Origin of the sequence: Planktotalea sp. (genome assembly GCF_965659345.1) — a bacterium.
Lineage (GTDB): Bacteria > Pseudomonadota > Alphaproteobacteria > Rhodobacterales > Rhodobacteraceae > Planktotalea.
The window spans coordinates 193,591-200,672 of the sequence record NZ_CBFHVK010000006.1 but is presented as its reverse complement, the minus strand read 5'-3'; the positions used below and the strand labels follow the sequence as shown (position 1 = coordinate 200,672).

At 52.5% G+C, this 7,082-nt stretch carries 7 protein-coding genes; 1 reads left to right on the top strand and 6 read right to left on the bottom strand.

Annotated features, from left to right (window positions below):
- Positions 1-178: 178 nt before the first annotated feature.
- The 5 genes from ACTG3Z_RS06810 to ACTG3Z_RS06790 all read right to left on the bottom strand — a co-directional run bounded on the left by ACTG3Z_RS06810 (position 179) and on the right by ACTG3Z_RS06790 (position 5,386).
- Positions 179-1,486 (bottom strand): hydroxymethylglutaryl-CoA reductase, degradative, encoded by a 1,308-nt coding sequence (locus tag ACTG3Z_RS06810; RefSeq protein ID WP_439142107.1) that lies wholly within the window; start codon positions 1,484-1,486, stop codon positions 179-181.
- A gap of 108 nt (positions 1,487-1,594) precedes the next feature.
- Positions 1,595-2,215 carry a glutathione S-transferase family protein gene (locus ACTG3Z_RS06805; protein WP_439142105.1) on the bottom strand — a complete coding sequence of 207 codons (621 nt, stop codon included), beginning with the start codon at positions 2,213-2,215 and terminating at the stop codon, positions 1,595-1,597.
- A 500-nt stretch (positions 2,216-2,715) separates the two neighbouring features.
- Entirely contained in the window at positions 2,716-4,161 is a 1,446-nt protein-coding gene (gene htpG, locus ACTG3Z_RS06800) for a molecular chaperone HtpG (protein WP_439142103.1), read from the bottom strand.
- Positions 4,149-4,574 carry a hypothetical protein gene (locus tag ACTG3Z_RS06795; protein WP_439142101.1) on the bottom strand — a complete coding sequence of 142 codons (426 nt, stop codon included), beginning with the start codon at positions 4,572-4,574 and terminating at the stop codon, positions 4,149-4,151. Before ACTG3Z_RS06795 ends, htpG begins: the two co-directional genes overlap by 13 nt.
- A 284-nt stretch (positions 4,575-4,858) precedes the next feature.
- Complete coding sequence (locus ACTG3Z_RS06790; protein ID WP_439142100.1) at positions 4,859-5,386, bottom strand: hypothetical protein; 528 nt, start codon at positions 5,384-5,386, stop codon at positions 4,859-4,861.
- Positions 5,387-5,623: 237 nt separating this feature from the next.
- Between ACTG3Z_RS06790 and ACTG3Z_RS06785 the strand changes: the two genes are divergently transcribed.
- Positions 5,624-6,616, top strand: coding sequence for an IS110 family transposase (locus ACTG3Z_RS06785; protein WP_439142098.1), 993 nt, complete (start codon positions 5,624-5,626; stop codon positions 6,614-6,616).
- Here ACTG3Z_RS06785 and ACTG3Z_RS06780 read toward each other — a convergent pair.
- Positions 6,613-6,879: a hypothetical protein gene (locus ACTG3Z_RS06780; RefSeq protein WP_439142096.1), complete on the bottom strand. Its 267-nt coding sequence runs from the start codon at positions 6,877-6,879 to the stop codon at positions 6,613-6,615. The two genes, ACTG3Z_RS06785 and ACTG3Z_RS06780, sit on opposite strands and share 4 nt — an antisense overlap.
- Positions 6,880-7,082 lie beyond the last annotated feature (203 nt).

The window sequence follows — 7,082 nt, the reverse complement described above, 5'->3', positions numbered from 1 at the left end:
CTGCTCATGTCCGCGAGCTATCACGCTGGATTCACACAGTGAATCCTACAGTGCCCGATTTGTGCAACAAAGCCATTCGAGATGAGAAGTCTAAGTCAACGAAAAGCAGATCTTGGGAGATTGCATACCGTTTTTTTGGGATCAACAGACGCTGGTTTCGACCGCTTCTTTATGTTTTTCAAGCGATCTGGCTTAGCACGTCCTTAGCCTTGTCAACGCTCACGTCATCTGCAACGACAAGCGCCTTAGCGACAACGTCAATGGCTTGACCCTTAGCGCCAGCAGTGATCGCTATGTTGCGGGCGTGTAGCGCCATATGGCCTTTTTGGATGCCTTCGGTGGATAACGCTCGTAGCGCCGCCATGTTCTGGGCGAGGCCAACAGCAACTGTAACTTCGGCCAATTCCGTCGCCGAAGTTACGGCCATCAAACGCAAAGACGCTTGCGACGCCGGATGCGTTTTCGTCGCACCTCCGACAATTCCTAAAGCCATCGGTAGTTCGAGAGAGCCAACAAGGTTTCCACTCGACGCCACCTCCCAACGCGACAACGCTGTATAACGCCCCGATCTTGCGGCCCATGCGTGAGCACCCGCTTCCACAGCACGCCAGTCGTTTCCAGTCGCTACAACAACCGGATCAATTCCGTTCATGATCCCCTTGTTGTGAGTCGCCGCACGGTAGGGATCGACAATGGCCAATGCGCAAGCTTCTGTAATGCCTCGTGCTACCTCTGTGCCATCTAGTGTTTCAGTGCTCAGCGCAGCTGGTGTGATCGACACTCTTGCACGAACAAGTCGCTTGTCTGCAAGATTTGATAGAATGCGTAATCGGACATTGCCGCCGGTGATTTCTTCGACTTTTGGCGCAATCATTTCCGCCATTGTATTGACCGTATTCGCGCCCATTGCGTCGCGCACATCAACCAACAGGTGAAGCACGACCATGGGGCCAATAGGTGTATCGTCAAAAACATGTACTTCGATGTCAGTGCACCCGCCTCCAAGCCCGATGAGCACCTTGTCACGCGAGTTTGCTAAGGCGATCAAGGCGTCAGAGGATTCAAGAATGCGCATGCGTGCGCCGTGCGGATCTGCAAGATCAAGGATTTGAACCTGCGCACGCATAATCGGCCTAGTGCTGGAGGTGGAGAAGCCCCCACAACCACGGGCAATCTTGGCCATGTTAGACGCTGCCGCAACGACTGAGGGCTCTTCAACAGCCATAGGAACCAAGTAATCACGGCCATTCACAGTGAAATTAGTTGCAACGCCCAAGGGTATTTCAAATTTTCCTATGACATTTTCAATCATGCCGTTTGCAAGCTCAATGGGCAGTGCATCTATGCCGCTAAGTGCTTTTTGATCTGCGTCGCTTATCCCTGTCATCTCAGTGAGGTTTGCCAGACGATCCTTGGGGTCGAGATTGCGAAACCCATCAAGTCTTGAGGAAACGAAAGCTCTTGAACGGGCTCGATTTTCCGACATTATGTTCTCCTGACAGTTAGGGAAAGATATTCTTCTTTACGAGTTTGATCCAGACGGCCCGTTGGATTCTAACGTAAGTTATCGATGTCCAGAGTTGAGCTCAGGTTTTCATGCAAATGCGTATTTGCCGCCTTTTTCGATTGCGCGCTTATAGGCCGGCCGAGATTGAATATGATCAACGAATGCCGTGAGCTTAGGATACCGGTTGCTGCGGTTCTGACGTACCGCTATTTCCGCCGGAAAGCTCAGCATGATATCCGCCGCCGACAATTCGTCCTGCACGAAGTGACATGACGGGCGCAGCAGCCCTTCCATATAGTCAAAATGACTTTCCAGCTGATGTTTGATCCGCGGCGCAAGCGGCTCTCCGGCTCCCCCTAGTTTTCCGACATAAAGCTGCAACAGTATCGGGATCATAGCCGAGCCTTCGGCAAAATGCATCATTTCCAGATGCCGTATGTGCGCATCTGTGTCTTTGTTTGGGATCATGTGCGGCCCGTAACAAGCACACAAATACTCAACAATCGCGCCGCTTTCAGTGATCAGCCGCCCATCAACCTCGATCATCGGCGATTTGCCCAATGGATGTAGGGCGATCAGTGATGGAGGCGCAAGATTGGTCACATCATCACGCTGATGGACCTCAATCGTGTAAGCGACGCCGAGTTCTTCAAGCAGCCAAAGGATGCGCTGTGAGCGAGAATTATTCAGATGATGGACCGTGATCATGAAAATCTCTTTCTTTAAACATCATGGAAGTTTGGCTTGCTTAACACCAAAGCACCAGAAGCACGTTGGGTAACAAGTAGCGGGCCTGATCATCACCCCTCGCGGGGTCATTCTAGGCATAAAGGCTGCGCGTGTTGCAGCCCTTTGATGAAAGAACAATGAAAAGTGGCTTTGAGCCTTTCTTGCCCGATGTTTTCCCGCAGCATTCTTGCATTAAGTGGAGTTTCCGCTGGTAGCCAACGGCCCATACTGCCGGTTATGTGGGACGCTTACAGTTGATTGTTTGGACGTCGGAAATACGTTGATCAGTGAGAGCTTAGCCGGAAGGTATCGATGCGGAAGAACCAGTTGTCCACCGAGATTCGGCAATTGATGCCGCTAAAAATCGTGGCGTTCTCGGCCCATTCCGGACATTTGAGGGAAGGCTACTTCAATTAGCCGCCTTCCCGAAACCCACCGTTGGTGCAGGGCCTAGAATAGTTGAATTCTTAGTCTGGTCTTTATCCGGCAAAGGCACGCGCCAAAACCATGCCTAGGCGTCGCGCAAACTCAGGCGGATCAGACGGCGTTTCGCCTTCGACGATGCGCGCCTGATCAAGCAGCAAATGCGCAGCATCTTTGAGCAAACTGTCTTCGCTCGCTCCATCGCCCTGCGCGCGCTCTACCAGTTTAGTGATCAATGCATGGCCCGCGTTCAGTTCGAGCACCTTCGGTGCGCCGTGCTCCAAATGACCGTGGCGTTTGAGTAGGCGTTCAAGGTTAACATCTATGTCGCCGTCATCAGCAATTAGGCAGACCGGACTATCTGTCAAACGCTTGGACGGTCGGACGTCTTTAACCGCTTCGCCTAACTCATCCTTGATGGCAGCGATTAGCACGGACAGATCCGCTTCGTCAGCTAAATCATCTTCCTTGTTGTCTGCGGTGACCTTATCCAGATCCGCCGCGCCGCGCGTGATGGATTTGAAAGATCTGCCATCAAATTCGGTGATGTGCTGCAGCCAGAATTCATCCACATGGTCAGAGAGCAGCAGCACCTCAACCCCTTTTGCTTTGAACCCTTCCAGATGTGGTGATTGTGCCAGTTTGGCAGCATCATCACCGGCAATGTAATAGATCGCCTCTTGCCCTTCTTTCATGCGCGTCACGTAATCGGCCAAACTGCTCAGCGACCCTTCACCAGTAGAGGCAAAGCGGCAGATTTCCAGAATGCGATCACGCAAGGCGGCTTCTTCGACAAGGCCTTCTTTCAGCACAGCACCAAAATTACCCCAGAATTGAGCATAGTCTTCCGGTGTCTTGTTGGCTTTCTTCTTTAACTCGCTCAGCACCTTCTTGCTGATCTGCGTCTTGATCTTGGCAAGCTTTGGGTCGCTTTGCAGCATTTCTCGAGAAACATTCAATGACAGGTCCTGACTATCCACTACACCGCGCAAAAAGCGCAGGTAGGCAGGGATCAAATCCACTGTGGCCTCCGTGATAAATACCCGATTGACGTGAAGTTTGATGTGGCTTTTGCGCTCAGGCTCAAACAGGTCAAATGGTTGGGTACTCGGTACAAACACGAGGCTAGTGTGGTTCAGCGTACCTTCAACTTTATTGTGTAGCACATGCCAAGGCGTATCAAATGCATGGGACGTCTGGCGGTAAAACTCGGCATATTGCTCCTCTGTGATGTCCTTGGCTGGAAGCGTCCAGAGCGCCTCCGCCGCGTTCAGAGTCTCTTCGTCCAGTTTGACAGGAAAGCTGATATGCTCCGAGTAGGTTTTGATGATATGCCGGATGCGGGCCTCTTCAGCGAATTCCCTAGCGTCTTTCTTTAGGTGCAGCGTGACCGTGGTGCCCGTACCCGCACGCTCGGCAGATTGGATGGAAAACTCACCCTTGCCATCAGACGACCAAAGCCAGCCTTCAGTTTCTCCCGCCTTGCGCGTTAGGACGTCCACTGTGCTGGCCACCATGAACGCCGAGTAAAAGCCAACGCAAACTGGCCGATCAAACCGGGCTTGTCGTTGTCGTCGGCTTTGAGCGCTTCGATGAAAGCACTGGTGCCAGACTTGGCGATGGTGCCCAATGTAGCCAGCAGATCGGCGTGGTTCATGCCGATACCGTTGTCCGAGATTGAAAGCGTCTTTTTCTGGGTGTCAATTTCCAGCGAGATCGCGAAATCCTCAGCGGGAGAAATCGATGCATCTGTCTGAGCGGCATAGCGGAGCTTGTCGCAGGCATCCGACGCGTTAGAGACCAGTTCACGCAGAAACACCTCGCGGTTGGAATAAAGAGATCCTGCGACGATTTCCAAGAGCTGACCCACTTCGGTCTGGAAGGAAAAAGTCTCTTTCTCAAAGGTCTCTGTCATGACTTGTACTTTCAATCTTCGGCCGCGTGACAAATGGTAATTTGTCGTGCCAGTTTCAACTGTTGGAAAAAATATCTCTCGACAGGTAGACAACGTCAACCGGACATCTTCGCAAATGGAAGTGATGGAGAGTCAGCTGTATTTACTTAATGACGGCCCGGAGCCGACCTTAAACCTTATCCGTCAATGCTGCGGCCGCAGCCTGCATTGCCGGCATTCGCCATGTGAGCGTGGCCTACGCTTAAGGCGGGAGTATAGGGCAAGCAAGAATTGATGTCGCATCGCTACTCACATACCTGATTTCCTGCCGGGATTTGGTAGACAAAAGGTGAAAAAGTCGTCCCGTAAATGTCTTCATAGATCACATGAACTTCGACCCCGGTCGCCAGTTCCTCTAAGCAGGCAGCATAGTTTTTCGTTTGAGTGGACTTATATTCATATCGTGCCATCTCGATTTGTTCTCCCGCAGAGATTGCTGAAGTTGTATCGATTCGAACCATGAAGACAGGGTCAAAAACCCGCACTAGAGGCCCATCTGCAAAGTGCGATTTTGGAAATAGTCGTTCGGTAACTTCACCATCAGGATGGTGAAATCGCACTTGTTTTACCAACATCGGCCCAAGTCCCCGGTTTCTTAAATTCAATCTGAAGTCTTCAATCCTGTGAAAATACGAGATGTCAGGGATTGGTTGTACGGAAAGACGTCGGTCTGACGCATCACGAACTAAGGTGATCACAGATACAACTAGTGCGCAAAAGGAGGTGAGCGCTGCAGCGAAGGCGATCCAGTCGGTACTTTTTCGAGCAGTCATGCAGCACTCCAGAAAATTGAGATTGGTCTAGTGCTAAGAACAACACTAGAAGTCAAAAACTTCAATCGAAAGTTCGGCCCAATGCGGATGAGGTGGGTGGCTCCTGCTCCACCGGCATCGAATGTGCCAAAGTGCAGTTATCATCAACTGTTAGGAAAGGAGCCACCCAATGACAGTTAAGACAGTAGGCCTAGATCACTGACCGGCAGGGCATTGCGTAGCAATGTCCCGAGAGGGATGGCCAAGGATGTTTTTCAAGTTCACGGTATTTCGGAAAGTGGGAGCGTGATCTTCAACAGGGCCATAAAGCGTGCGAAGCTTTTGGCGTTCTTTGAGACGCTGCCACCTTGTACGGTCGGAATGGAGGCCTGTGGATCAGCGCACCATTGGGGTCGCACTTTGCGTCAGCTTGGCCATGACGTTAAGCTGATGCCTGCGAACTACGTGAAGCCCTACGTAAAGCGTGGCAAAACCGATGCAGTGGACGCGGAGGCCATTTGCGAAGCTGTCAGGCGTCCGACGATGCGCTTTGTCGAGATCAAGACCGAGGATCAACAGGCTATTCTATCGATCCACCGCACGCGGGATCTGGCAGTCCGGCAGCGCACCCAGCTGGCCAACATGATCCGCAGCCTGTTGCGCGAGTTCGGACACATTCTGCCCATTAGGATCGAAGCAGTTACGGCCTTCGCGAAGCGCCACCTGGGCGGTGATCACCCGGACATGCCCGAGATCGCAAACGGGATGCTCGGTATCCAGTGCTACCAATTCATCGGTTTGAATGAGCGCGTCGAAGGCTACTCAAAGATGATCGAACAACATGCTCTGCTAAATGCTGATGCGCGCAGATTGATGCGCATGCCAGGAATTGGGCCAATAACGGCATCGGCCATTGTCGCCACGATCGGGGACGCAAAACAATTCCGCACCGGGCGCGATCTGGCGGCTTGGCTGGGGCTGACCCCACTTAATAAGTCCAGTGGCGGCAAGGAGCGATTGGGCAAGATCACAAAGGCTGGCGACCGCTACATTCGCAAGCTGCTGGTCGTGGGCATGACGTCTCGCGCTGTGATGGCGAAACGTTCGCCAGAGAAGGTCGATCTGTGGACAGCCAAGATCATCGCCAACAAACCGTTCCGGCTGGCAACAGTCGCGATGGCAAACAAGGCAGCGCGTTCCATCTGGGCGATGCTGACGAAGAAACAGGAATACAGGCAGCCCGCGTTCTAATCGCGCCATCTGTCTACGAGATGCAAGACGTTGAAGTGATGATGCGGAATTAAATCAACCAAGAGCGGATACTCCGGGAATGGCTGCGGCCCTCTGAGGTCGATAAGCCGATTGGAACCTTGCTCGCGGAATTCATCAGGGCCAGTGGAGGCAATGCCAAAACATAAACAGGCCGCACAGACGACAGTACTGACGAAAAGCCCGCGAATATCACCAGAAAACACTTGCAATGCAGGAGCCACCCACAGAGGCCATTCAACCATTGATCGCCTTGCTGCGGTGCGGCCCGTCAGACCGGCCATTCGCTGCAACCGCGAAATCAAGACGGTCGCGAATTCACAAGTTGCGGACGAAGCAGTTGTCGAAACTTTTGGTTTAAACGGCCGCTATCCTCGCCTTCCGCCTTTCGCCAGTCGCAATAGAGCAACGACAAGAATAAGACCAACGCCGTAGCCTGCGATGCGCG

Excerpts from the sequence above, each read along its gene's own strand:
- ACTG3Z_RS06780 (WP_439142096.1), bottom strand. The coding sequence starts at position 6,879 with ATGGTTGAATGGCCTCTGTGGGTGGCTCCTGCATTGCAAGTGTTTTCT.
- ACTG3Z_RS06795 (WP_439142101.1), bottom strand. The coding sequence starts at position 4,574 with ATGACAGAGACCTTTGAGAAAGAGACTTTTTCCTTCCAGACCGAAGTG.
- ACTG3Z_RS06810 (WP_439142107.1), bottom strand. The coding sequence starts at position 1,486 with ATGTCGGAAAATCGAGCCCGTTCAAGAGCTTTCGTTTCCTCAAGACTT.
- ACTG3Z_RS06785 (WP_439142098.1), top strand. The coding sequence starts at position 5,624 with ATGGCCAAGGATGTTTTTCAAGTTCACGGTATTTCGGAAAGTGGGAGC.
- ACTG3Z_RS06805 (WP_439142105.1), bottom strand. The coding sequence starts at position 2,215 with ATGATCACGGTCCATCATCTGAATAATTCTCGCTCACAGCGCATCCTT.
- ACTG3Z_RS06790 (WP_439142100.1), bottom strand. The coding sequence starts at position 5,386 with ATGACTGCTCGAAAAAGTACCGACTGGATCGCCTTCGCTGCAGCGCTC.